At 64.8% G+C, this 21,434-nt stretch carries 19 protein-coding genes; 7 read left to right on the forward strand and 12 right to left on the reverse strand.

Going from position 1 to position 21,434, the window contains the following annotated elements; translation table 11 throughout:
• The first annotated feature begins 407 nt into the window (after positions 1-407).
• Positions 408-1,154 carry an SDR family oxidoreductase gene (locus EJA05_RS11660; RefSeq protein ID WP_125858340.1) on the forward strand — a complete coding sequence of 249 codons (747 nt, stop codon included), beginning with the start codon at positions 408-410 and terminating at the stop codon, positions 1,152-1,154.
• Position 1,155: 1 nt separating this feature from the next.
• On the opposite strand, the gene EJA05_RS11665 is transcribed toward EJA05_RS11660, so the two are convergent.
• The 4 genes from EJA05_RS11665 to EJA05_RS11680 all read right to left on the reverse strand — a co-directional run bounded on the left by EJA05_RS11665 (position 1,156) and on the right by EJA05_RS11680 (position 6,492).
• A complete protein-coding gene (locus EJA05_RS11665; RefSeq protein WP_125858341.1) occupies positions 1,156-3,219 on the reverse strand; it encodes a PAS domain-containing protein in 2,064 nt (687 codons plus the stop codon).
• Between the two features lie 54 nt (positions 3,220-3,273).
• The gene (mapR, locus tag EJA05_RS11670) at positions 3,274-4,683 is read right to left on the reverse strand and encodes a GntR family transcriptional regulator MpaR (RefSeq protein WP_125858342.1); all 1,410 of its coding nucleotides are present in this window, start codon (positions 4,681-4,683) and stop codon (positions 3,274-3,276) included.
• 39 nt (positions 4,684-4,722) lie between these two features.
• The gene (ccoG, locus tag EJA05_RS11675; protein WP_125858343.1) at positions 4,723-6,132 is read right to left on the reverse strand and encodes a cytochrome c oxidase accessory protein CcoG; all 1,410 of its coding nucleotides are present in this window, start codon (positions 6,130-6,132) and stop codon (positions 4,723-4,725) included.
• A gap of 120 nt (positions 6,133-6,252) precedes the next feature.
• On the reverse strand, positions 6,253-6,492 hold the full coding sequence (locus EJA05_RS11680; RefSeq protein ID WP_125858344.1) for a DUF3203 family protein: 240 nt from the start codon (positions 6,490-6,492) through the stop codon (positions 6,253-6,255).
• Between the two features lie 205 nt (positions 6,493-6,697).
• On the opposite strand from EJA05_RS11680, the gene EJA05_RS11685 reads away from it, so the two are divergent.
• On the forward strand, positions 6,698-7,213 hold the full coding sequence (locus tag EJA05_RS11685; protein WP_125858345.1) for an MgtC/SapB family protein: 516 nt from the start codon (positions 6,698-6,700) through the stop codon (positions 7,211-7,213).
• Positions 7,214-7,763: 550 nt separating this feature from the next.
• On the opposite strand, the gene EJA05_RS11690 is transcribed toward EJA05_RS11685, so the two are convergent.
• The 3 genes from EJA05_RS11690 to EJA05_RS11700 form a co-directional block, all read right to left on the reverse strand.
• Positions 7,764-8,663: a hydroxymethylglutaryl-CoA lyase gene (locus EJA05_RS11690; protein WP_125858346.1), complete on the reverse strand. Its 900-nt coding sequence runs from the start codon at positions 8,661-8,663 to the stop codon at positions 7,764-7,766.
• Positions 8,664-8,683: 20 nt separating this feature from the next.
• Positions 8,684-9,085, reverse strand: coding sequence for a MerR family transcriptional regulator (locus tag EJA05_RS11695; protein ID WP_110994597.1), 402 nt, complete (start codon positions 9,083-9,085; stop codon positions 8,684-8,686).
• A gap of 113 nt (positions 9,086-9,198) precedes the next feature.
• The gene (locus tag EJA05_RS11700; protein ID WP_125858347.1) at positions 9,199-10,152 is read right to left on the reverse strand and encodes an endonuclease; all 954 of its coding nucleotides are present in this window, start codon (positions 10,150-10,152) and stop codon (positions 9,199-9,201) included.
• A gap of 205 nt (positions 10,153-10,357) precedes the next feature.
• On the opposite strand from EJA05_RS11700, the gene EJA05_RS11705 reads away from it, so the two are divergent.
• Positions 10,358-11,044 (forward strand): hypothetical protein, encoded by a 687-nt coding sequence (locus EJA05_RS11705; RefSeq protein ID WP_150132779.1) that lies wholly within the window; start codon positions 10,358-10,360, stop codon positions 11,042-11,044.
• A 210-nt stretch (positions 11,045-11,254) separates the two neighbouring features.
• Complete coding sequence (locus EJA05_RS11710; protein ID WP_125858349.1) at positions 11,255-13,027, forward strand: coiled-coil domain-containing protein; 1,773 nt, start codon at positions 11,255-11,257, stop codon at positions 13,025-13,027.
• 128 nt (positions 13,028-13,155) lie between these two features.
• Here the strand turns inward: EJA05_RS11710 and mrdA are convergent, their stop codons facing one another.
• Positions 13,156-15,045, reverse strand: a complete 1,890-nt coding sequence (gene mrdA, locus EJA05_RS11715) for a penicillin-binding protein 2 (RefSeq protein ID WP_125858350.1) — start codon at positions 15,043-15,045, stop codon at positions 13,156-13,158.
• A 1,385-nt stretch (positions 15,046-16,430) separates the two neighbouring features.
• On the opposite strand from mrdA, the gene EJA05_RS11720 reads away from it, so the two are divergent.
• From EJA05_RS11720 to EJA05_RS11730, 3 genes are read left to right on the forward strand one after another with little or no spacing between them, the layout of a single operon-like run.
• Entirely contained in the window at positions 16,431-16,991 is a 561-nt protein-coding gene (locus tag EJA05_RS11720; protein ID WP_125858351.1) for a chalcone isomerase family protein, read from the forward strand.
• Between the two features lie 2 nt (positions 16,992-16,993).
• Positions 16,994-17,530 (forward strand): DUF3833 domain-containing protein, encoded by a 537-nt coding sequence (locus EJA05_RS11725; protein ID WP_125463742.1) that lies wholly within the window; start codon positions 16,994-16,996, stop codon positions 17,528-17,530.
• The gene (locus tag EJA05_RS11730) at positions 17,527-17,697 is read left to right on the forward strand and encodes a DUF2256 domain-containing protein (RefSeq protein ID WP_125858352.1); all 171 of its coding nucleotides are present in this window, start codon (positions 17,527-17,529) and stop codon (positions 17,695-17,697) included. The genes EJA05_RS11725 and EJA05_RS11730 overlap by 4 nt, the downstream gene beginning before the upstream one ends.
• On the opposite strand, the gene EJA05_RS11735 is transcribed toward EJA05_RS11730, so the two are convergent.
• From EJA05_RS11735 to EJA05_RS11750, 4 genes are read right to left on the reverse strand one after another with little or no spacing between them, the layout of a single operon-like run.
• On the reverse strand, positions 17,647-18,135 hold the full coding sequence (locus tag EJA05_RS11735; protein ID WP_125858353.1) for a DUF2878 family protein: 489 nt from the start codon (positions 18,133-18,135) through the stop codon (positions 17,647-17,649). The genes EJA05_RS11730 and EJA05_RS11735 overlap by 51 nt on opposite strands.
• Positions 18,136-18,137: 2 nt before the next feature.
• Positions 18,138-19,397, reverse strand: coding sequence for an SAM-dependent methyltransferase (locus EJA05_RS11740; RefSeq protein ID WP_125858354.1), 1,260 nt, complete (start codon positions 19,395-19,397; stop codon positions 18,138-18,140).
• Positions 19,372-20,184 (reverse strand): DUF1365 domain-containing protein, encoded by an 813-nt coding sequence (locus EJA05_RS11745; RefSeq protein WP_125858355.1) that lies wholly within the window; start codon positions 20,182-20,184, stop codon positions 19,372-19,374. The genes EJA05_RS11740 and EJA05_RS11745 overlap by 26 nt, the downstream gene beginning before the upstream one ends.
• The gene (locus EJA05_RS11750; RefSeq protein WP_125858356.1) at positions 20,181-21,428 is read right to left on the reverse strand and encodes an NAD(P)/FAD-dependent oxidoreductase; all 1,248 of its coding nucleotides are present in this window, start codon (positions 21,426-21,428) and stop codon (positions 20,181-20,183) included. The genes EJA05_RS11745 and EJA05_RS11750 overlap by 4 nt, the downstream gene beginning before the upstream one ends.
• Between the last annotated feature and the right edge of the window lie 6 nt (positions 21,429-21,434).

Here is a 21,434-nt window from a genome sequence, read left to right on the forward strand (position 1 = left end):
GGCATTGGGTGCATGGCGGGGGTTTTGTGGTGCCCTCAAGATCGAGCGCCGCCCGCGCGGCGCATCGCTGGCAAGCCAGCTCCCACATTTGTTTCGGGCCAATTATGCCTGTGAAGGTACCGCTGCCCGCCTTGCTGCATGTCTTAAGTCAGGCAAGGCGCAAGTGGTGCCCACCTCAATATCGAGTCGAACCAACAAGGCGTACAGCGATGAAACAACAGGAGTAACTGGCCCGAAACAGATGTGGGAGCTGGCTTGCCAGCGATGCGCCGCGCGGGCGGCGCTCGATCTCATAGGCGCTGCAGATTTATCGCCATGCACCTGGCCGCCCCTACGCCATCACCATTGCTCCGCTCAACGCTTTTCCCCTAATCTCGTAGGCCTTTTCCAGTCATCCGGACCGATTCATGGACAAGGTCATCGTCATCACCGGCGCCAGCCGGGGCATCGGCGCCGTCACCGCATTGCTGGCGGCGCAGCAGGGTTACCGTATCTGCATCAACTACCACGCCGACGACCAGGCCGCCGAAGCGGTGCTGGCGCAGGTTCGCGAACTTGGCGCCAGCGCCATTGCGGTGCGCGCCGATGCCAGTGTCGAGGACGAAGTGGCGCAGCTGTTCCAGCGCGTCGACCATGAACTCGGCCCGGTCACCGCACTGGTCAACAACGCCGGCACCATCGGCCAGCAGAGCCGGGTCGAGGGCATGTCCGAGTTCCGCCTGCTCAAGATCATGAAAACCAACGTGGTCGGGCCGATGCTGTGCGCCAAGCACGCGCTGCTGCGCATGTCGCGCCGCCACGGCGGGCAGGGCGGGGCAATCGTCAATGTGTCGTCGGTAGCGGCGCGCCTGGGCTCGCCCAACGAATACGTCGACTACGCCGCGTCCAAGGGCGCGCTGGACACCTTCACGGTCGGCCTGGCCAAGGAGGTGGCCGGCGAGGGCGTGCGGGTCAACGGCGTGCGCCCCGGTTACATCCACACCGGTTTCCACGCCCTGAGCGGTGACCCGGACCGGGTCGCCAAGCTCGAGCCCGGCCTGCCGATGGGGCGTGGTGGCCGCCCAGAAGAAGTCGCCGAGGCGATCCTGTGGTTGCTGTCGGACAAGGCGTCCTACTCCACCGGCAGCTTCATCGACCTGGGCGGTGGGCGCTGAGTCAGCCGAGTGCGAGCAGTTCGGCCACTTTGTCGGCGATGTCGCCCAGTTCGAACGGTTTGAGCAGCACCGCCGTACGCGGCGGCAGCACGCCGTCGCTGTGCGCCGCGCTTTCGTCGTAACCGGTGATGAACAATACCGGCAGATCCGCATGCCGGGCTCGACACGCCTCGGCCACCTGCCGGCCATTGAGGCTTCCGGGCAGGCCGATGTCGCTGATCAGCAAGTTCGGCAAGAGCCCACGCGCCATGGCCTCGAGGGCTTGCGCGCCGTTCTCCACGCTGTGCACCCGATGGCCGAACTCTTCGAGCACTTCGCCGATCACCAGGCGCAAGGCGGCCTGGTCCTCGACCAGCAGGATTTGCGCACCCTGGTGGTGAGCCCTGTCGTCGGGCCTCGCGGGCTGCTGGCTCGCCACGGGTGCTTCGAAATGCCGCGGCAGGAAGAGTTCGACCTGCGTGCCCGCCCCCGGTTGCGAGTGGATCAGCAACTGGCCACCAGACTGGCGCACGAAACCGTAAGCCATGGACAACCCGAGCCCGGTGCCCTGGCCCAGGGGTTTGGTGGTGAAGAACGGGTCGATGGCGCGCTCCGCCACCTCCGGGAGCATGCCGCGGCCATTGTCGCGCACGCTCAGGCACAGGTAATCGCCGGCGGGGAGGTCGAGCAGGGCGGCACGCTCCTCGTCGAGTAGCTGGTTGGCACAGTGGATGTCGATCAGGCCGCCGGCGGGCAGGGCGTCGCGGGCGTTGATGCACAGGTTGAGCAGCGCGCTTTCCAGCTGCGGCGGGTCGATGAAGGTGGGCCACAGGTCATCGGCACAGTGGACACTGAGCTGGATGGCCGGGCCGACGCTGCGGCGGATCAGTTCTTCCATCGTCTGCACCAGGGCGCCCACCGCAGTCGCCTGGGGCAACAGGGTCTGGCGCCGCGAGAACGCCAGCAGGCGATGGACCAGCGCCGCGGCGCTGCGGGCCGAATTGCTGGCGGTGTCGAGCAGGCCGGGGATTTCATCCGGGCGCGATTGTGCCAGGCGCTGGCGCACCAGCTCCTGGGCGCCGAGGATGCCGCCCAGCAGGTTGTTGAAGTCGTGGGCGATACCGCCGGTGAGCTGGCCCACCGCTTCCATTTTCTGTGCCTGGCGCAGGGCCTCCTCGGCCTTGAGCAGTCGCTGCTGTTCGGATACCCGCTCAGTGACGTTGTAGGCGAACAGGTGGGCACCGATGATGCTGCCCGAGGGGGCGTGGATTGGGCTGAAGTGCAGCTCGAAATAGCTTGTCTTCGCGCCCTCGGGAAAGGCGGTGGTTTGCACGTAGGTTTCCCCGGCCAGGGCGCGTTGCCACAGGCGCAGGTTTTCGGCCAGGCTATCGGGGTGCTCGCGCATCAAGTCCGCCAGGCTGTCACCTACCTTCGGCGTGCTGCCGAACAGGCGGTGAAAGTCCCGCTGGGCCTGCTGGTTGATGGCTAGCCAGCGCAGGTCGGTATCAAGCACATGCACGTTGGCCACGCTGCGCTCGACCAGTTCGGCGAACAGCCCGCGCTCGGCCAGGGCCGCGCTGACACGTTGTTCGAGATGTTCATTGAGCTGCTGCAAGGCATCCTCGGCGCGGCGGCGCTCGGTCACGTCCTTGAACAGCACTGCTACCTGGCGTTTCTCGGCGGGTTCGATGCGGAATGTGGTCACCGACAGCACATGCCCGGTGGCCACCAGTTCCTGCTCGAACTGCAAGGGTTGGCCGGTGCGCAGCACCTCGCCGTAGCGGGCGACCCAGCCATCGGCTTCGTCCGGCACCATTTCGCGCAGCTTCTGCCCGACCACGTTGGGGATGCCGGCATGGCGGGCGTAGGCGGCGTTGGCGAGGACATGCACGTAGTCGCTGAGCGGGCCGTGCGGGCCATCGAAGAATTCGATGACGCAAAAGCCTTCGTCCATGGTGTCGAACAGGAAGCGGTACAAATCGTCATCGGCGTGCGCCTGCTGCTTGAGGCGCGCCTCGAGTTCGGCGTTGCGTTGGCGCAGCGCCCGCAGCTCTTGCTGCAGGGCGGGCAGGTTGCGGTCGGGCATGCAGGTGTCCAGCGTCGGGCTTGGCGCCACTGTAGCCTGACGGCCCGCGCGCCGCTAGAACGAGCGCACGATGCGCCCGAGGGTCTCCATGGCCTGCTCGGCGCCGTCGCCCCAGGGGCTGCCGTAATTGAGGCGGATGCAGTTACCAAAGCGCCGGGTCGGCGAGAAGATCGGCCCGGGGGCGATGCTTATGCCTTGCGCCAGCGCCATGTGGAACAGCTTGAGCGCGTCCATTTGCTCGGGCAGTTCCAGCCACAGGAAGTAGCCGCCGGAGGGATGGCTGACCTGGGTCTGCGCCGGGAAGTGCCGGGCGATGGCCGCCAGCATGTTGACCTGCTGGCCCTCCAGGGCGTAACGCAACTTGCGCAGGTGGCGGTCGTAGCCGCCGTGCTGCAGGTAATCGGCGATCGCCGCCTGGGCTGGCATCGAGGCGCACAGCGAGGTCATCAGCTTGAGCCGCTCGATCTTCTGCGCGAAGCGCCCGGCGGCTACCCAGCCGATGCGGTAGCCCGGGGCCAGGCTCTTGGCGAACGAGCCGCAGTGCATCACCAGGCCTTCGGTGTCGAAGGCCTTGGCCGGCTTGGGCGCCTGCTGTGCGTAGTACAGCTCGGCGTAGACGTCGTCTTCGATCAGCGGCACCTGGTGGCGGCGCAGCAGTTCGACCAGCTCCTGCTTCTTCGCCTCGGGCATGCTCGCGCCCACCGGGTTCTGGAAGTTGGTCATGCACCACACGGCTTTCACCGGGTGCTTGTCCAGGGTTTGTGCCAGCACCGCCAGATCCATGCCTTCGCGCGGGTGTACCGGGATCTCCACGGCCTTGAGCTTGAGGCGTTCGAGCACCTGCAGGCAGGCATAGAAAGCCGGTGCCTCGATGGCCACCAGATCACCCGGCTGGGTCACGGCCTGCAGGCACAGGTTGAGTGCCTCCAGCGCGCCGTTGGTGATCAGCAGCTCCTCCATCGGCAGCATCAGCCCGCCGACCATGTAGCGCAGGGCGATCTGCCGGCGCAATTGTGGGTTGCCCGGTGACAGGTCGGTGACCACCATGCGCGGGTCCATGGCCCGGCTGGCGCTGGCCAGGGAGCGGGACAGGCGTTGCAGGGGGAACAGCGTGGGGCTGGGGAAGGCCGAGCCGAATGGCACGGTGTGCGGGTCCTTGATCGAGTCGAGGATCGAGAACACCAGGCCACTGACGTCCACATCGGTGGACTCGGTGGCCTGCGCCTGCACCTGTGGTTCATTGAACGGGCGCGGGGCGTGGGCATTGACGAAGTAGCCCGAGCGCGGCCGGGCGCGGATCAGGCCGCGGCGTTCCAGCAGGTAGTAGGCCTGGAACACCGTGGACGGGCTGACCCCGTGGGTCTGGCTGGCATAGCGTACCGAGGGTACCCGCTGGCCGGGGCCAAGCACCCCGGTGCGGATCAGTTCGGCAATGTCGTCGGCGAAGCGTTCATAGCGTTTCATGGTGTTCTGCACGGGCAAGGTCATGGGCAGTGTAAGGGATCAGCGGTTCATCGGCGCGACGAAGCGGCTGTGGGCGATGCTGCGCACCCCAGGCTGGTCGCTGTCCTGGAGCTCGAAGGTCAGCTCCTGCGAGCTGCTGCTCGGGCGGTCGGCCAGTAGTGCCACCGACACGGGCAGCTCGCTCATCTCGCCGGCGGCGATGCTGAACTCGGTGCGCCCGTGCAGTTCGAAACCGTCGGCGTCGACCAGGCGCAGGCGATAGTGCTGCGGCTCGCTGGTCTTGTTGATGATCTTGAGCAGGTAAATGTTCTCGATCTGGCCCTGGGCGTTCTCGCGGAACAGGCCGCGGTCCTTGATCACGTCCATCGACACCATGGGGCGCAGTTGCAGGGCCACGACCAGCGCGCCGATCATCACCACCAGCGCCGCGGCGTAGCCCAGCAGGCGCGGGCGCAGCCATTGGGTGGTGCCGCCTTGCAGGTTGTGCTCGGACTTGTAGCCGATCAGGCCGCGGGCATAGCCCATCTTGTCCATTACCCCGTCACAGGCGTCGATACACGCCGCGCAGCCGATGCAGCCCATCTGCAGGCCGTCGCGGATATCGATGCCGGTGGGGCAGACCTGCACGCACAGGGTGCAGTCGATGCAGTCGCCCAGGCCCTGCTCGCCGGGGATGCTGCCTTTCTTGCGCGGGCCACGGGCTTCACCGCGGCTGGGGTCGTAGGCCACCGCCAGGGTGTCCTTGTCGAACATCACACCCTGGAAGCGCGCATAGGGGCACATGTGCATGCACACCGCCTCGCGCAGCCAGCCGGCATTTATGTAAGTGGCGCCAGTGAAGAACAGCACCCAGAACAGCGCGACGCCGCCCAGTTCCAGGCTGAACAGTTCGGCGGCCAGCGGGCGGATCGGGGTGAAGTAGCCGACGAAGGTCAGCCCGGTGAGCAGGCCGATGGCCAGCCACAATGTGTGCTTCAGGCTGCGTCGGGCGAGCTTGTTGATACCCCAGGGCGCGGCGGCCAGCTTGATGCGCTGGTTGCGGTCGCCTTCACAGACTTTTTCGCACCACATGTACAGCCAGGTCCAGGTGCTCTGCGGGCAGCTGTAGCCACACCACACACGGCCGGCGAACACGGTGATGGCGAACAGGCCGAAGGCGCAGATGATCAGCAGCGCCGAGAGCAGGATGAAATCCTGCGGCCAGAACGTCGCGCCAAAGATGTGGAACTTGCTGTCGGCCAGGTCCCACAACACCGCTTGGCGGTCGTCCCACTGCAGCCAGGCGGTGCCGAAGAACAGCAGGAACAGCGCGCCGGCGAAGGTAATCCGCAGGTTGCGGTAGAAGCCGCTGAAGCTGCGGGTGTGGATGCCGCCGTCCGGCTGGCTTTTGCTCTTGTTGACGGCGGCGGGGGCAATCTCGATGACTCGGAAGGGGATTCTGTCACTCATGGTTCATCGCTCATCAGGCCTCGATCAGGCCTGGGCACTATGGCCCTCGATCTGTTTGCAGCACAGACTCACATAGCGCGATAAAAACCGTATCAGATTCTCTTCCGAAGCCCCGAGGCCCTAGATTACCGAGCCTGGGACGCTGGCCTTCAGATGCCTGCGGCTATCCACCGCACCTGCGACGGTGAGTGCGTCGGCCTCGGCTTCGGTGATGGGCACGCGTTCGCCGGCCAGGATGGCCACCGACATGCGCAGCTGTGCGTCGGTGACGATCTCGATCTCGGGGCCGGTGCCTTCCAGGCGGATGTGGTCGCCGATCAGGGTGCAGTGGCGGGTGGTTTCGTCGACTTCGATGGGCATGGCGGGGTCCTCCTGGGGCGGTTACAGGGTGTGACCACAGGCCGGGCGTGGATGCTGCAACTTTATGCTCGGTGGCACTCCTGGGGGAGGGTGCGGTCAGCTTCAGTAAGGGCCTCATCGCGGGGCAAGGCCGCCCTACAGCGCTCGCGCAATACATGTGGGAGCGGGCTTGCCCCGCGATGAGGCAAGTGCAGGAGTACATCCGATGGAAACGATCCTCTCGACCATTCAGTCTGAATTCGCCGACATCACAGACGAACAGGAGATCACCCGCATCCTCGTACGCCTGCTGATGGCGGCGCTGCTGGGCGCGGTGCTGGGCTTCGAACGCGAAAGCAAAGGCAAGGCGGCCGGGGTGCGCACGCATATGCTGGTATCCCTGGGGGCGGCGCTGTTCGTGCTGGCCCCGAGCATGGCCGGGGCCGACGAACAGGCGCTGAGCCGGGTGATCCAGGGCATTGTCGCGGGCATCGGCTTTCTCGGTGCAGGCACCATCCTCAAGGGCCACGGCCAGGACACCAGCCATGTGAAGGGCCTGACCACCGCCGCCGGGCTGTGGATGACCGCTGCCATCGGCACGGCCGCAGGCATGGGGCGCGAGGCCACGGCGTTGCTCAGCACGGTGCTGGCGCTGTTGGTGCTGGGCACGATGCCGCTGCTGGTGGACAAGGTGGAGGGCGGGAGCGAGGAGAATAGCGAGGAGGAGGGCAGGAAGCACTGAGGGGAGCCGAAGCTCCCCTCATAAGCGTTGTTGCCTGCTCTTTTTTTATTATTGGAGACTGGCCTGTTGTTGTTTTTGTCGGCTTTTGTCTCGGTACTGCGGGGCCCCTACCCGGGGCCAAGAGCAAACGTATTTTTTTGAGCGCTGACCTGCGTTCATGCAACGTGTGTGATCCAACCGTGACTGTCGCTACCTTCAGGTAGTTTTATTGTTCTGTGTCAGGCTGCGGGGCTTTTCTGCGAAAGCTTCCCTGGAAAGCACGTCGACTCCAAAAAAATCTGCTTGCTACGCTTCTGCCGTGTTGTTCTTGTTATGTCAGAACCGTTTCATGTTGTTTTTATTAGATGTCGCTTTTTTTGTTCTTGTTGTGCCAGAGATATAGCAGGTGCCGTGCCAACTTTTTAAATCCCTTTAAAATCAATGATTTAAGGATTTTCGAAAAAACCTGGCACCTGAAATTTTGTCGATTTGTTTCCCTGTTACCCGATTTTTTGCTGCCAGAGGTGTGGGCGGTAACACTCCACCCACACTTATGTGACACCGGTGTGACTCAGCCCGCGCTGCGTGCCCGTGCCACCCGCGAACCGGTAGCGCGGCCCAGTACCTCACTGATACGCAGGCCTGCGGCGATCAGGCGGTCGAGGTCTATGCCGGTTTCAATGCCCAGGCCCTGCAGCAGGTACAGCACGTCTTCGGTGGCAACGTTGCCAGTGGCGCCCTTGGCGTAGGGGCAGCCACCCAGGCCTGCGACCGAGCTGTCGAATACCGCGATGCCTTCGAGCAGGCTGGCATACACGTTGGCCAGCGCTTGGCCGTAGGTGTCGTGGAAGTGCCCGGCCAATTGCTCGCGTGGCACATCCTTGCCCACTACCTCGAACAACCTGCGGGTGTCGCCCGCCGTACCGGTGCCGATGGTGTCGCCCAGCGATACTTCATAGCAGCCCATCTGGTGCAAGGCGCGGGCCACTGGGGCAACCTGCTCGGCCTGCACGAAACCTTCGTACGGGCAGCCCAGCACGCACGAGACATAGCCGCGCACCCGCACGCCATGGCTGCGCGCTGCGTCCATGATCGGCTCGAAGCGCTTGAGGCTGTCGCTGATCGAGCAGTTGATATTGCGCTGGGAGAAGGCCTCGGACGCCGCCGCAAACACCGCCACCTCCTTCACCCCCGCCGCCAGGGCATCCTCGAAACCACGCAGGTTGGGCGCCAGCGCAGCGTAGGTCACGCCGGCACGTTGCTGGATACCGGCGAACACCTCGGCGGAGCCGGCCATCTGCGGCACCCACTTGGGCGAGACGAAGCTGCCCACCTCGATGTAGGCGAGGCCAGCGTCGGTAAGGTCGTCCACCAGCCGCACCTTGTCGGCGACACTGATAGGCTGGGCTTCGTTCTGCAGGCCGTCGCGGGGGCCGACTTCGACCAGGCGGACGTTCTTGGGCAATGACATGGCGGGCTTCCTGTGGCAGGTCAACGGTTGTGGGGCTGCTGGTTCAAGGTGGCGGCCAGGGCCTGCTCGCAGCGTTCCTGGGCGGTGTCCAGCTCCAGGTGCATCTGCTGGATGTCGAGCATCTGCTGCTCCAGCTGGGCACGGCGTTCGGCGATCTTGCCGAGCATGCTGTTGAGCTGTTTGAGGTTGCCGCCCGTGGGGTCGTACAGCTCGATCAGCTCGCGGCACTCGGCCAGCGAGAAGCCGATGCGCTTGCCGCGCAGGATCAGCTTGAGGGTGACCTTGTCGCGGGCCGAGTAGATGCGCTCCAGGCCGCGGCGCTCGGGGCTGAGCAGGCCCTGCTCCTCGTAGAAGCGGATGGCGCGGGTGGTGATGTCCAGCTCGCGGGACAGGTCGGAGATGCTGTAGGTCTGGCTGGTCATGCTGATGCTCGGGGGGTGGGATCAGCGTTAACCTAAAGTGAGCTTGACGTAAACGTCAAGCTGAAACCGCTGCAGGCTCCCGGCGGTCGATGTGCCGGGAGCCCGCGCAGGTGCTACTTGCAGTTACCGGCTTTGCGGTAGCCGGCCGCCTGCGCCGCGGCTTCGGAGTCGAATGCCACCTGGTTCTTCGCCGCCACCTGGGCATAACCCGGGCAGCCGCTGGCCAGGTGGTAGACCTGGCTGTTGCGGTTGCCCAGCACGACACCGTGCGGCGCCGTGTTGGCCGGGCTGGGCTTGGCAGGTTGCGCGGCGGCGGTCACCACCGGGGCGGCACCCGCTGGTTTGTAACCCGGCGTCCAGCTGCGCTCACCGGTCACGAACGGATTGGAATGCCCCATCACCGCCGCGATGCGACGGTCGCGTTCCTTCTCCCAGGGGGTAACCGGGTACTGCTTGTCCCACGCCATCAGCAACTGCTGTTGTTGGCGCGACATGCTCAGCTGGTAGCGATCGAACATGTAGAAGGTGGTGCGCGCCACCAGGCCTTTGACTTCGTTGCGCGGTTCGGCGGCTTTCTGCTGGAAGTCGATTTTCGTCGTGCACTGGCCGTACTGCGGGGCAACGCCTGCGGCCATGCCGTAGTTGAAGTTGCTGCGGTCACCGTTCACTTCGCCCACGGCCGGGTAGAGGTTGAACAGGTCGGCTTCCATGGCGCGAAACACCGGGTCCTTGTCGACGCAGGCTTCGCGGCCGCCGTTCTGCCAGCACTGGCGCTGGTGGCCGAAGGTCCAGGCCGGGACGATGTGTTCCCACTCGGTGCGTTCGGCGCGGCTCTGCTGCTTGCGGGTTTCATAACCGCAGGAGGCCGGGTCGACGCGCCCGCCCGACTTGCCGACCCAGGTCCATTTGCAGCCACAGTACAGGTCGCCCTGGGCGCTGTTGGCCTGGTCGAGGTAGATCTTCTGCTTGGCGATGACCTTGGCTTCGGTGAAGGTCGCCGGCGGGGTGGCGAAGGCGTGGGGGATGAGGGCGAGGCACAGGGATGCTGCGTACAACAGTCTTTTCATGAAGGGGTAAATCGCAGTCGGAAAAAGCCGCGATTATACGCACGATTTCTTACCTGTTCGGCTGCTGTTGAAAGGTTGTCCGTGGCAGAGGTTTGCGTCTGAAGCGTCCTGCATACCTTGTGAAAGCCCTTGCAGGGCAAGGGTTCCAGCTTGTTGCAGTTTGCGCATGGCAGGTGCAATGCACCCCCTTTATCGGAGATTCGCCATGAACAGCACCAAGCACCCTTTCCTTGTGTCCCGCGCTCTTCCCCTGTTGCTCTGGGCTGGGCTGGCATCGACCAGTGCCCTGGCCGGGGCTGTCCCGCTCACATCATCGGAGCACGCGCTGCAACAACGCATGTCCCTGTGCCAGGACCGCCTGGGCAGTTTGGAGCAACTGTTGATCGAGCGTATCGCCTGGGTGGAACGCGCCTTTGGCGATGAATTGCGTCGGCGCCCGCAACTGGAGCAACTGGCACGCGAGGCACTGCGCGAGTTGGAAGACGCCAAGGCACGCTATGGCTACCCGCCCACCAGGCCTGAACATCGCCTGTACTTCCAGGGTCTGGAAAACGCGCACAGCACCGTTCAAGGCAGCCTCGCGATCGCCCGTCGCGCCGAGCAAGGTATCGAGATCATCAAACCTTTCCTGAGCACCACGCGCACGCGTAAACAGGCCAACTTCATCTTGCTCGACGACTTCGATTACGCGCTTGAGGCGTGTGCCCACCGGACAGGTGATCAGGCCACTTGCCATGCCCAGGCGCTGCAACCTTTGCGCAAGCCCTTGCGCGATGCCTTGGGCGCCAGCCACCGGCTGCTCTACGACGCCTGGCCGCCGTTGCGCGCAGAAGACGTGCGTTACCCCAGCGATTGGGAAAATGACTGCATCCCTTTACCTGGTTCTGACTGATCGATTAGCCGTGTCCCACTTTGCGAGCAGGCCACTACCTACCCGTGATGGGGTTATTTCCTGCTTAAGCGGGCATGGGCAAAGCGCGCACATTGGTTCTGCCTGGCTTTGCTGGCGCCGCCATGAATGGTGGCTAAGGCCAGGCATGCCTGCCACGCACTGCGCCATCGTCGCAGCGGCCGTTACCAACCTACTGAAAGGATGTATTACATGTCTGAAATCGTCTCTTTTACCAATCGAAATGTCCTGCTGGAGAGTCAGATAACCGAGCAGGTACAGAGCATCGTCAGTGCTCAGCCACTGCAACTGCCCGGCGCTGAATCGCCGCTGGTGGCCAGTTTCAAGAAGAAGATCGAAGGCAATTACCAGATCGATCGCGCCAAGACCGACACCGACCATGCCATCGAGCTGCTGTACATCGCCTACAACACCACGCCCCAGGCCCAGGGCGCGATCCGGGTACGGATCGCCAATATCATGAATCGGCTGATCCAGGCCCAGCAGCAGAGCGAACGCAGCATCAAGGGCGCTGTGCGGGTCGCCAGGAGCCTCGGCACCCGGTTGCGCACGGTGCTGCCGGACTGGCTGGATGTGAAAGAAGACAACGATGCCGAAGAAATCCGCCAGTATGTCGGTGGTGAGTTGCTGGAAATGGCCCGGCACATTGCCCAGGCTGCGGCGGGGGTTCGCGGTAACCTGGCGACCATCGTCGATACCTATGAGCAGATCCTGCGTGATATCGAAGCGGTCATGGCCAGCAGCGAGATCGCCCTGAGCGAGACCCTCGAAGCCAATCGCAAGATCAAGCAGGAGATCCTCGAGGCCACGGCCCGGCGTGACGAACTGGACAGCTTGGTCATGGCGCTGCAGGAGCAGGTCAACCGTTTCGACAAGTTGGCGCGTGAGTACGGGCAGCAAGCCAAGGGCGCGGAACAGAAGGCGTTCTGGGCGTCGCTGATCAGCGGCGTCACCCAGGTCCTGTCGGCCGTGCTCCCGATCGCGGCCATGGGGGCTACCGGTGGCAGCTCGGCGCTGCTGGGCGCGGCCAGTGTCGGAGCGCTCGCCAACCAGTACAGCGCTAATGCCGACCCGACCAAGCTGGTGGAGAAGGCCAACCTGGAAACCAAGCGAGTCGCCCAGGGCAAGGTCGTTACCGATCTGCAGCGCACCCTTGCCGAGCTCGAGGCGCAGCGCGAAGCGGCAGCCAGTGAGCTGGCGGTTGAGGAACTGGACAAGCGCCTGGAGCGCGTGCGTGGCGAGTTGCGCGAGGCGCAAGCGTTGCTCGGTGGCACCGAGCAGCAGTTGGGCGCACTACTGCGCGAACTGGCAAATGCCGCGAGTGACGTGGGGGGGCAGCTTAGAGATCAAGCATTGTCGTTGCGCCAGTTGGAGCGGCAGATGCTCGACAACGTCGAGCGCTACGAAGGCGTCAAGCGCGAGCAGGCGGCGGAATTGGTGCGCATTACCGTGCTGCTCGACGGCGCGCGCAGTGAGCAGAGCAGCATCGAACTGGCGGTCAAGTCGCTGAACCTCAGCGTGGCGGCGCTCAAGCGCAGCAAGGAGATCGTCGAGGAAATCGCCTTCTTCTTCAAATCGTTCACCGATTTCATGCAGTTGATCATCGACGAGGCGTTGGAGCGGGTGGAGGACTACGAGCGTGCGGGCAGCAGTGAATCGCTGCGACGTAATCGCCTGGCGCAGCTGGTGCTGGCCACCGATCAGTTCTTCGTTACCCAGGCCGCGGAGTGGCTGGCGGTGAGTGCGGTTTCGGAGGATTTCGTGCAGGTGTTCAACGATGGCTGGAGCAAGCTGAACAAACTGTCGGGCACCTATATCACCGGCGATGCGCTGGAGGCTTACCTGGTGCAGGCGTCGCACCAGCTCAAAGTGATCGTCGAGGAGCGCGAGGCTGCCAGCGCCCAGCGCATCGCGTCGTTGCGCAGCTACCGCGCCGAGCTTGAGAGCCGCGCTGCTCAAGGCTGATTGCCTGGCTGTTATTCGCCATCATCGCGCCAGTGCCCTGTCTCGGCAAAACGTTTTCTTTTGGCGGTGGCTTGGCTGTCAAACCAAGCCACCGCCAGAAGCGAGCAGCTTGCTCCTGAGGCAGGACGCTAAGTGTGCGGTATGGCAGGTGTGCCATTGCCGGCATATTGCCCTTTCAGATGCCCCTGCTCATCCAGCAGATAGGCATCCATCACCTCGCGCACCACCGGCCCCGCCACCCGTCCACCGGCCTCGCCGTTCTCGATCATCACTGCCACCACCACGGCCGGGTGGTCGGCCGGGGCGAAGCCGACGAACAGGGCATTGTCGCGGTGGCGTTCCAGGGTCTTGTTACGGTTGTAGCGCTCGCCCTGCTTGATCGCCACCACCTGCGCGGTGCCGCTCTTGCCGGCGATGCGGTACTGGGCCCCGGCGGCGGCGGCGCGGGCGATGCCGCGGGCATCGTGCATGACCATTTGCATGCCCTGGTTGACTTGGTCCCAGGCGCGCTTGTCGTGCAGCACGATGTCCGGCATAGGGTTGGGGTCGATGGGGGCCTGGCCGCCGACGGTCATCGCCAGGTGCGGGCGGTGCCAGGCGCCCTTGCTGGCCAGCAGGCTGGTGGCCTGGGCCAGTTGCAGCGGGGTGACCTGCATGTAGCCCTGGCCGATGCCAAGGATCAGCGTTTCGCCGGGGAACCAGGCCTGGCGGCGGGTGGCGCGTTTCCAGGCTTGCGACGGCATCAGCCCGGGGGCTTCCTCGAACATGTCCAGCGAGACCTTCTGGCCCAGGCCGAATTCGGCCATGTAGTCATGCAGCCGGTCTATGCCCAGCTTGTGCGCCAGGTCGTAGAAGTAGGTGTCGTTGGAGCGCATGATCGCGGTGTACATGTCTACCCAGCCATCGCCGCTGTGGTTCCAGTTGCGGTACTTGTGGTCGTAGTTGGGCAGTTCGTAGTAACCGGGGTCGAACACCCGGCTACCGGGGGTGATCACGCCGCTGTCGAGGCCGGCAATGGCCACTTCCGGCTTGACCGTCGAGCCTGGGGCATACAGGCCGCGCAGCACGCGGTTGAACAATGGCCGGTCGATCGAGTCGCGCAGTGCCGAGTACTGCCTGGAGCTGATGCCCTTGACGAACAGGTTGGGGTCGAAGCTGGGGTTACTGACCATCGCCAGCACGTCGCCGTTGGCCGGGTCCAGCACCACCACTGCGCCACGTCGGTCACCCAGGGCCTTTTCCGCGGCCTGCTGCAGGTGGGCGTCCAGGCTCAGCACGATGGACTTGCCCGGCACCGGGTCGTGGTGGCGCAGCACGCGCATCACCCGGCCCTGGGCGTTGGTCTCGACCTCTTCGTAACCCACCTGGCCGTGCAGTTCATGTTCGTAGAAGCGCTCGACGCCGGTCTTGCCGATCGACTGGGTGCCCCGGTATTCGGTGCTGTCGAGGGACTTGGCTTCTTTCTCGTTGATGCGCCCGACATAGCCCACCGAATGGGCGAAGTGCTCGGCCAGTGGGTATTCGCGGATGAACTGCGGCTCCACCTCCAGCCCCGGCAGGCGGAACTGGTTGACGGCGATCAGGGCAATCTGTTCCTCGCTCAGGCCAACCATCAGCGTGACCGGCTCGAAGGGCTTGCGGCCACGGCGCAGGTCCTTGTCGAACTGGTGGCGCTCGTCCTCGCCGAGGTTGAGAACCTGCGCCAGGGCGTCGAGCACCTTGGCCGAATCACCGGCCCGCTCGCGGGTCATGGTCAGGTTGAAGCTGGGCTTGTTGTCGGCCAGGACCACGCCATTGCGGTCATAGATCAGCCCGCGCTCGGGCGGGATCGGCAGCACGTGCACGCGGTTGTTTTCCGACACTGCGGTCTGCTGGTCATGCTGCACCACCTGCAGCACATAGAGCCGGCCCACCAGCACCGCCACCAGGCTGAACACCAGCAGGGCACAGGCCAGCAACCGGCGGTTGACCAGGTGCTTTTCTGTTTCGTGGTCCTTGAGGGGGATGGGTTGTGGCATGGGCAGTGGCGGGTCGGTCAGGGCGATGCGTGCGGGGCGGCGATGCTACGCGGGCGTGCGACGGGGCTCAAGGTGGGGGCTGGCGTGCAGCGCCGGGGAGGGGCGTGGAGCCCTGCTGGCAGGGGCGCACAGCGAAGATGAAGATTCGTTCATGTCTTGGGCTGGGATGTTTGGGGGCGCGATGCATGCGGTTAGGCTGCCTGGGACAGCGGGGCTTCAAGCACCTCGCCGCGGGTTGTTGGGCTTCGCGTTGTGGATCGCGTGGGGGCAATGGGCTTGAGTTGCTATTGCGTAATGTTGTTGCTAGTTGCTAGTTGCTAGTTGCTAGTTGCTAGTTGCTAGTTGCTAGTTGCTAGTTGCTAGTTGTTTGGGGTGAGTGGGTTTGTGTAGTTGTATGTGCATTCATTTGTGATGTCGACGCGAAGTCACCTTTCCGCCCTTACGGCGGGTTACTTTTTTTCTTGGAAAAAAGTAACCAAAAACCGCTCGCTCCATTCATACGGCCCTCCGCTGCGCTGCGGGTCCCTTCGCTCCGGCGTCTTCCGGGCCCGCGCGGCCTCCGACTTGCTGCGCAAGTCTACATCTCGCGCCTTCGGCTGCGCCGAAGGGTGCTGCGCACCAGGGCCCTCCAGACGCCTACGCTCAGCCTCCTGAAGTCGCGAAGTTAGGGGCGGCGCCTGGGCTGGCGTTAGCTGTCGCTAGTTGGAATGGTTGGGAGCTCAGGATTGCAATGCACTGCACTTGTAGGAGCGGCCTTGTGCCGCGAAAGGGCCGCAAAGCGGCCCCAGCGTTACCACATAGATTGCCGGGGCCGCTGCGCAGCCCTTTCGCGGCACAAGGCCGCTCCTACAGTGAACGTGCAAGTTCAATGGGTTCGAACAAACAACACATAAACAACAGCCAAATATAGATAGCCGTATTACTGCTCTTGCTCTTGCTCTTGCTTTTGCTTCTAAGCGCGCAATAGTCCAGGCAACACAAATTGCGACTTCAGGAGGCCGAGTGGAGGTGACTGGAGGGCCCTGGTGCGCAGCACCCTTCGGCGTAAGCCGAAGGCGCGAGATGTAGACTTGCGCAGCAAGTCGTAGGCCGCGCGGGCCCGGAAGGCACCGGAGCGAGGGGACCCCGGAGCGCAGCGCAGGGGCCGTATGATGGGAGCGAACGGCTTTGGTTACTTTGGCCAAGACCAAAGTAACCCGCCGTAAGGGCGGAAAGGTGACTAAAAGTCGACATCACCGCTGAATGCGCATACATCTACCAAAACCAAAACACTAAGCCCCAAACCCCACCCTAAAAAATCTATACAAAATCAAGATTTCAGCCACCAATATCTGTACAAGAAAATATACTTGTACAGTATTCGCATACGCCTGGGTGTTCGCTAAATGGCCCACAACCCCGCAAGGCAAACGCTGATTACCCTGGCCATCCTCCTGGCCATGGCTATGGCCCTATCCCAGCCCGCCTGCGCAGACTGGCGCACCACCCTGCCACAGGCCCACCTGACCGGCAGCGGCGACTTCAGCTGGTTCGGCCTGCGCCTGTACAGCGCCCGCCTGTTCAGTGCCGGTTCGCCGCAAAGCTGGGATGAACCCTTCGCCCTCGAACTGCGCTACCACCGGGCACTGTCCCGCGACACCCTGGTCGACGCCAGCCTCACCGAAATGCGCCGTCTGGCCGCGCAGCCGCCCAGCCCGCAAACCCTCGAGCGCTGGGCAAACAACATGCGCGCCGCGTTTGTCGAGGTGCGCCCGGGCATGCGCATCACCGGGCTGTACCTGCCCGGGCAGGGCTGCCGCTTCTATGTCGATGGCCAACTGCGCGCCGAGGTCGCCGACCCGGCCTTCGCCCAGGCGTTCTTCGCCATCTGGCTGGACCCGAGAGCCCGAGACCCACAGTTGCGCCAACGCCTGCTCGGGCTGGCCAAAGAAGATCGCGGAGGCTGACCATGCGTAACCTCGTACTTGTGCTCGCCTGCCTGCTGCTCGGCAGTTGCGGCAATGTCGGCGTCGAACACTATCGCGGGCAGCAACCGGGCCTGGACCTGGTGGCGTTCTTTGCCACCCCGGTAGAAGCCTGGGGCATGTTCCAGAAACGCAACGGCGAAGTGGTCAAGCGCTTCCACGTGCGCATCGACAGCCGCCGTGAAGGCGAGCGGCTGATCCTCGACGAGCACTTTGTCTACAGCGACGGCACCCGCCAGCAGCGCACCTGGACGCTCACCCCGGACGGCCCCGGCCGCTGGCGGGGGCGGGCAGGGGACGTGATCGGCGAGGCCCGTGGCGAGGTAGCGGGCAATGCGCTGCGCTGGCAGTACCGCCTGGATCTGCCGGTGGATGGCAGCCACTGGCAGGTGGACCTCGACGACTGGATGTACCTGATGGATGAAGACACCCTGATCAACCGCTCGAGCATGCGCAAGTTCGGCGTGGAGATCGGCCAGATCACCTTGTTTTTCCGGCGTTTGCCCCAGGCCGGCGGATGAACAAAAGCCTGTTGCCGAGCAAAGTCTGCGTGGCCTGTGGCCGGCCGTTCAGCTGGCGCAAGCGCTGGGCGCGTTGTTGGCAGCAGGTGCGCTACTGCTCCGAGCGCTGCCGTCGCTCAGCGCCACGCGGCCAGGCGCAAGGCCAGCGGCAAGGCCAGCGCCCATAACGGCGCCAGCAGCAGGGCCGTGGCGAGTGAGCCCAGCGGCAGCCCCACGCCCGCAAGCTGCGCACCGGCCAGATAGGCCAGCGGACCGCCCAGCAAACCCAGCAGCACCCCGCGCCAGGCCGGTCTCGCGGCCCAGGCCAGGCTGTGGCGCAAGCCGCTGGCCAGCACCAGCCACAGCAAGGCCAGCCAGCCGGGTAGCGGCCATTGCGCAAAGCTGAAGACCCCCAGTGCGCCCAGCAGGCTGTCGAGCAGGCAACCGGCAAGCGTCACGCGCAACAGAGCCCGTGCCTCGCCCACGCGGTCGCGGCAATAGCGCAGGTGCAGCGCCAGCCCGGCAGCCACCAGCAGCAACAGCCAGGGCCGTGTTGCGCCGAGCACGCAGGCCCACCAGCCAGCCTGCAGCCACAGCGCATTGGCCAGCAGCCAGGCGCGCAGCATGCTCAGGCGCCCGGCAGCGGTGCCCGGCGTGCCTGGGGTGTGGCCCAGAGCAATTGCGCCACACCGATGACCCGCTCCTCGAAGCCGCCCTGGCAGTAGCACAAGTAGAACTCCCACAGCCGCTGGAAGGTGTCGTCGTAACCCATTTCGCTGAGCGCCCCGCGCGCCAGGCGCAGGTTGTCGCGCCAGTGGCGCAGGGTGCGTGCATAGTCCTGGCCGAAGTCCTCCATGTGCAGCAGGTTCAACGCGGTCTGCCGGCTGGCGGTGTCGAGCAGCACGCTGAGCGAGGGCAAGGCGCCGCCGGGGAAGATGTAGCGCTGGATGAAGTCCACCGAGCGGCGCGCCTGGGCGTAGCGCTGGTCGCGGATGGTGATGGCCTGCAGCAGCATCAGGCCGTCGTCCTTGAGCAACGCCGCGCACTGGCGAAAATAGGTTGGCAGGTAGCGATGGCCCACGGCCTCGATCATCTCGATCGACACCAGCTTGTCGAAGCGCCCGCGCAGGTCGCGGTAGTCCTCGCACAACACGCTGATGCGCCGCTCCAGGCCCAGCGCCTTGACCCGCTGCAGGGTATGGCTGTATTGCGCCTGGGACAGTGTGGTGGTAGTGACCCGGCAGCCATGGCGGGTGGCGGCGTGGATGGCCAGGCTGCCCCAGCCGCTGCCGATCTCCAGCAAGTGGTCGTGGGGCTTGAGCTCGAGCTTCTGACAGATACGTTCGAGCTTGTTCAACTGCGCCTGTTCCAGGCTTTGCTCGGCGCTGTCGAACTGCGCCGCGGAATACATCATGGTCGGGTCGAGCAAGCGTTCGAACAGGGCATTGCCCAAGTCGTAATGGGCCAGGATATTGCGCCGCGCGCCGCGCCGGCTGTTGCGATTGAGGCTGTGCAACAGGCGCAGGGCCGGGCGGCCGAAGCGCGCCAGGCCGCGTTCCATGGCATCGAGCACGTCGAGGTTGGCGACGAACAGACGGGTCACTGCCGCAAGGTCAGGGCTGCGCCAGTAACCGTGGATATAGGCCTCGCCGGCGCCAATCGAGCCATTGCCGGCAACCATGCCCCAGGCGGCCTCGTCCAGGATCTCGACTTCGGCGTATAGCGCGCTGTCGGTTTCACCGAAGGTCCATTGCTGGTCGTTGCCGATCAGCCGTAGCTGGCCGCGGCTGATCCGGCGTAGCTGGGCCAGCACGGCGTTCCTGACCAGGCCACCGAGCAGCGGTGTCAGGCCCGCCGATTTGCTAACGCTCAACGTGGGTTCGGGCATGTTTGGGCTCCTCACAGGTGGTCTGGCCAAGGCGCAGGTTGCCCTGGCTTGCGCGGTGATCGTGGATGGGCGTGCGCTTGAACAGCAGGCGCAGGGCTTGCCAGTAGATGGCCGACAGCGTGCGCAGGCTCATCCACGGGAAGGCCAGCAGGTGCTGGTGCAAGCTGCTGCGGTTCAGCACCCGGCGCTCAAGGGCCAGGTCGGCGGCGAACACTGCCTGCCCTTCGCGGTGGTTTTCCATGTGGATGCGCAGCCGCTGGGCATCGAGGAAAAAACGCAGGCGGTACTCCATGTCCAGCGGCATGAACGGCGACACATGGAAGGCCTTGGCCACGCAGAACTGCCGGGGCTGGCCTGGCTGCACCGGCAGCACGTAGTGGAAGCGTTCGCGCCAAGGGGTGTTGCGCACTTCCAGCAGGATCGCCGCGAGCTGGCCCTCGCGGTCATGGCAGAAGTAGAAACTCACCGGGTTGAACGACAGCCCCCAGCAGCGTGGCTGGGTGAGCAGGTGCACGGCGCCCTCGGGGACCTGCCCGGTAGCCTGGCCGACCAGTTGGCGGGCGGCCTGGGCCAGCGGCATGCCGCTGCGGGTAAGGGCCGGCAGGTAGTCGCTTTCACGCCAGCAAAGCGGGGCCAGGCGCGAGTGCCCGAGCCAGCGTGACAGGCCAAGCAGCCAGGGCTGTTCGGCCAGGTCCAGGTAGAGCATGCCGATGCGGTAGCGAAAGGCATGCAGGCGCGGTGTCAGGCGCCGATGGCTGACCCAGCCGCGGCACAGGCTGCTGTTCACAGGCGCTCTCCAAAGTGTTCGGCCACTTGCAGCGCGCTGACCACGCCGTCCTCGTGAAAGCCGTTGGCCCAGTAGGCACCGCAGTAATAGCTGTGCTGGCGCCCCTGCAACTCGCCTTGGCGGGCTTGGGCGGCCAGCGCCGCCAGGCTGTATTGCGGGTGGGCGTACTGGTAGCGGGCGAGGATCTGCGCTGGGTCCACCAGGGCGGTCTGGTTCAGGCTGACGCAGAACGTCACCGGAGCCTCGATGCCCTGCAGGATGTTCATGTCGTAGGTCAGCGCGGCGGGCGCCTGTTCGCTGCCACCCAGGCGGTAGTTCCAGCTGGCCCAGGCCTTGCGCCGCCTTGGCAGCAGGCGGGTGTCGGTGTGCAGCAGCACATCGTTGCTGGCGTAGCGAATGGCGCCGAGCACCGCGCGTTCCTCGGCGCTGGGGGCCTCCAGCAGCGCCAGGGCCTGGTCGCTGTGGCAGGCGAACACCACCCTGTCGAACCGTTCGCTGCCGGCCGTGCTGTTCAGCGTTACGCCGCCATCGTCACGGCAGACCCGGCTGACCGCGCAGTTCAGGCGAATGCGCTCTGCGAACGGCCGGCACAGCGGCGCCAGGTAACTGCGCGAACCGCCTTCGACCACCCGCCATTGCGGGCGGTGGCTGACCGACAGCAAGCCGTGGTTGCGGCAAAAGCGCACGAAGAACTGCAGCGGGAAGCGCAGCATGTCGCTGCGTGACATCGACCAGATCGCCGACCCCATGGGCACGATGTAGTGGTCGATGAAACGCTGGCCGTAGCGCTGCGTGCGCAGGTAGTCGCCAAGGGTGGTGGTGGCTTCGATGCGCTGGTTGTCCAGGTCGGCGAGGGCCTGGCGGTTGAAGCGCAAAATGTCCCGCAGCATGCCCCAGAAGCCCGGTGACAGCAGATTGCGACGTTGGGCGAAAAGGCTGTCGAGGGTGTGGCCGTTGTACTCGCAGCCGGTGCGCGGGTCGTGCACTGAAAAGCTCATCTGCGTGGGCCGCGAGGCTACCCCCAGGTAGCCCAGCAGGCGGATGAAGCTGGGGTAGGTCCAGTCGTTGAAGACGATGAACCCGGTGTCCACGGCATAGTGCTGGCCGCGCCACTGCACATCGACCGTGTGGGTGTGGCCACCGATCCAGTCGGCAGCCTCGAACACCGTGACTTGGTGCCGGCGCGAGAGTAGGTGGGCGCAGGTCAGGCCGGCGATGCCGCTGCCGATGATGGCGATCCGCATGGTCGG

The organism is Pseudomonas oryziphila (assembly GCF_003940825.1).
Lineage (GTDB): Bacteria > Pseudomonadota > Gammaproteobacteria > Pseudomonadales > Pseudomonadaceae > Aquipseudomonas > Aquipseudomonas sichuanensis.

Excerpts from the sequence above, each read along its gene's own strand:
- EJA05_RS11660 (WP_125858340.1), top strand. The coding sequence starts at position 408 with ATGGACAAGGTCATCGTCATCACCGGCGCCAGCCGGGGCATCGGCGCC.
- EJA05_RS11665 (WP_125858341.1), bottom strand. The coding sequence starts at position 3,219 with ATGCCCGACCGCAACCTGCCCGCCCTGCAGCAAGAGCTGCGGGCGCTG.
- mapR (WP_125858342.1), bottom strand. The coding sequence starts at position 4,683 with ATGAAACGCTATGAACGCTTCGCCGACGACATTGCCGAACTGATCCGC.
- ccoG (WP_125858343.1), bottom strand. The coding sequence starts at position 6,132 with ATGAGTGACAGAATCCCCTTCCGAGTCATCGAGATTGCCCCCGCCGCC.
- EJA05_RS11680 (WP_125858344.1), bottom strand. The coding sequence starts at position 6,492 with ATGCCCATCGAAGTCGACGAAACCACCCGCCACTGCACCCTGATCGGC.
- EJA05_RS11685 (WP_125858345.1), top strand. The coding sequence starts at position 6,698 with ATGGAAACGATCCTCTCGACCATTCAGTCTGAATTCGCCGACATCACA.
- EJA05_RS11690 (WP_125858346.1), bottom strand. The coding sequence starts at position 8,663 with ATGTCATTGCCCAAGAACGTCCGCCTGGTCGAAGTCGGCCCCCGCGAC.
- EJA05_RS11695 (WP_110994597.1), bottom strand. The coding sequence starts at position 9,085 with ATGACCAGCCAGACCTACAGCATCTCCGACCTGTCCCGCGAGCTGGAC.
- EJA05_RS11700 (WP_125858347.1), bottom strand. The coding sequence starts at position 10,152 with ATGAAAAGACTGTTGTACGCAGCATCCCTGTGCCTCGCCCTCATCCCC.
- EJA05_RS11705 (WP_150132779.1), top strand. The coding sequence starts at position 10,358 with ATGAACAGCACCAAGCACCCTTTCCTTGTGTCCCGCGCTCTTCCCCTG.
- EJA05_RS11710 (WP_125858349.1), top strand. The coding sequence starts at position 11,255 with ATGTCTGAAATCGTCTCTTTTACCAATCGAAATGTCCTGCTGGAGAGT.
- mrdA (WP_125858350.1), bottom strand. The coding sequence starts at position 15,045 with ATGCCACAACCCATCCCCCTCAAGGACCACGAAACAGAAAAGCACCTG.
- EJA05_RS11720 (WP_125858351.1), top strand. The coding sequence starts at position 16,431 with ATGGCCCACAACCCCGCAAGGCAAACGCTGATTACCCTGGCCATCCTC.
- EJA05_RS11725 (WP_125463742.1), top strand. The coding sequence starts at position 16,994 with ATGCGTAACCTCGTACTTGTGCTCGCCTGCCTGCTGCTCGGCAGTTGC.
- EJA05_RS11730 (WP_125858352.1), top strand. The coding sequence starts at position 17,527 with ATGAACAAAAGCCTGTTGCCGAGCAAAGTCTGCGTGGCCTGTGGCCGG.
- EJA05_RS11735 (WP_125858353.1), bottom strand. The coding sequence starts at position 18,135 with ATGCTGCGCGCCTGGCTGCTGGCCAATGCGCTGTGGCTGCAGGCTGGC.
- EJA05_RS11740 (WP_125858354.1), bottom strand. The coding sequence starts at position 19,397 with ATGCCCGAACCCACGTTGAGCGTTAGCAAATCGGCGGGCCTGACACCG.
- EJA05_RS11750 (WP_125858356.1), bottom strand. The coding sequence starts at position 21,428 with ATGCGGATCGCCATCATCGGCAGCGGCATCGCCGGCCTGACCTGCGCC.